Source organism: Citrobacter sp. wls718, assembly GCF_005280945.1.
GTDB classification, from domain to species: Bacteria; Pseudomonadota; Gammaproteobacteria; order Enterobacterales; family Enterobacteriaceae; genus Citrobacter; species Citrobacter gillenii.
On sequence record NZ_SZWV01000038.1, the window covers coordinates 1 to 1846 of the forward strand.

3 protein-coding genes are annotated in these 1846 nt (G+C 54.5%); all 3 read left to right on the forward strand.

Annotated elements, in window-relative coordinates:
• Positions 1 to 97: porin (locus tag FDW95_RS07310; RefSeq protein WP_137363461.1), on the forward strand; the 97-nt coding region annotated here is incomplete at its 5' end.
• Between the two features lie 116 nt (positions 98 to 213).
• On the forward strand, positions 214 to 1269 hold the full coding sequence (gene apbE, locus FDW95_RS07320) for an FAD:protein FMN transferase ApbE (RefSeq protein ID WP_115257943.1): 1056 nt from the start codon (positions 214 to 216) through the stop codon (positions 1267 to 1269).
• Positions 1270 to 1348: 79 nt separating this feature from the next.
• A partial coding sequence (locus tag FDW95_RS23560; RefSeq protein ID WP_249358948.1) for an Ada metal-binding domain-containing protein occupies positions 1349 to 1846 on the forward strand: 498 nt, incomplete at its 3' end.

The following is a 1846-nucleotide window of genomic DNA, read 5'->3' on the forward strand; positions in this document are numbered from 1 at the left end:
TTACAAAATCAACCTGCTGGATGACAACAACTTCACCCGTGATGCGGGTATCTCTACCGATGATATCGTAGCGCTGGGTCTGGTTTACCAGTTCTAATCTGCGTTCATTGTTATTAAAAGGCCCTGCGGGGCCTTTTTTAATGCCGTTATTCCGGCGTACAGGCAACCCTTTTTGGTGTACTCTTGCGTCCGTTCGCATGAGGATAATCACGTATGGATATGAATTTTTGCCGCGCAGCCCTGTTGGCTGTGACGATCTTTTTTGTCGGCTGCGATAACGCACCAAAGCCGGTTCAGACCACACCGCCTGCGGCCACCTTACTGGAAGGCAAAACGATGGGCACCTTCTGGCGGGTTAGCGTGGTGAACGTTGATGCTAAACGCGCCGAAGAACTGCGGGTCAAGATCCAGACGCAGCTTGATGCTGACGATCAGCTGCTCTCTACCTATAAAAACGATTCTGCGCTGATGCGTTTTAACTTGTCGAAAAGCCTGTCGCCCTGGCCGGTCAACGATGCCATGGCGGATATCATCACCTCGGCGCTACGTATTGGCGCGAAAACCGATGGCGCGATGGACATCACCGTCGGCCCGTTGGTTAACCTGTGGGGATTTGGTCCGGACAAGCAGCCGGTGCATATCCCCACGCAGGCACAAATTGATGCCGCAAAAGCACAAACCGGGCTGCAGCACCTGAGCGTAATCAATGACACGCGGCAGAACTATCTGCAGAAAGATCTAGCGGATCTGTATGTCGATCTCTCTACCGTTGGTGAAGGTTATGCTGCCGATCATCTGGCCCGACTGATGGAGCAGGAGGGGATCGCCCGCTATCTGGTGTCCGTTGGTGGGGCGCTGAACAGCCGGGGGATGAACGCCGAGGGACGTCCGTGGCGAGTAGCGATCCAGAAACCCACAGATCGGGAAAACGCGGTGCAGGCGGTTGTAGATATTAACGGTCATGGCATCAGCACGTCCGGCAGTTATCGCAATTATTACGAACTGGACGGAAAGCGTCTGTCGCATGTTATCGATCCGCAAACCGGTCGGCCAATTGAGCATAATCTGGTCTCGGTGACGGTGATTGCGCCTACGGCACTGGAAGCCGACGGCTGGGATACTGGGCTGATGGTGCTCGGCACGGATAAAGCCAAAGAGGTGGTGCGTCGTGAAGGGCTGGCTGTCTATATGATTGTCAAAGAAGGCGAGGGGTTTAAAACCTGGATGTCGCCGCAGTTCGAAAGCTTTCTGGTCAGCGATAAAAATTAAAAAGCAAGATTGCAGGTTTTTACGCCCTGCAATGCGGACACACTGAGGCTAAGCACTATGCTTAACAAAGGAGTCCATTATGAATAATCTTCAACGCGTAACCGATGAGGACCGTTGGCAGTCTGTGTTACAGCGTGATGCGGACGCTGACGGTCAGTTTGTTTTTGCCGTACAGACCACGGGTATCTTTTGTCGACCGTCATGTCGGGCTAAACATGCGCTGCGTAAAAATGTCCGTTTCTTTGCCGATGCCGGGCAGGCGTTAGCGGCAGGGTTTCGTCCCTGCAAACGCTGTCAGCCGGATAAAGTCAACGCGCAGCAGCAGCGGCTGGAGAAGATTAGCCTGGCGTGCCAGCTGTTAGAGCAGGAGTCGCCGCTCACGCTGGAGGCTTTAGCCCAGCAAGTGGCGATGAGCCCGTTTCATCTACATCGTCTGTTTAAAGCTACGACGGGCATGACGCCGAAAGCGTGGCAGCAGTCCTGGCGCGTCAGGCGTTTGCGTGACGCGCTGGCGAAAGGCGCACCGGTGACCCAGGCGATTTTGAATGCCGGCTTCCCCGACAGCAGCAGCTATTAC

Excerpts from the sequence above, each read along its gene's own strand:
- apbE (WP_115257943.1), top strand. The coding sequence starts at position 214 with ATGGATATGAATTTTTGCCGCGCAGCCCTGTTGGCTGTGACGATCTTT.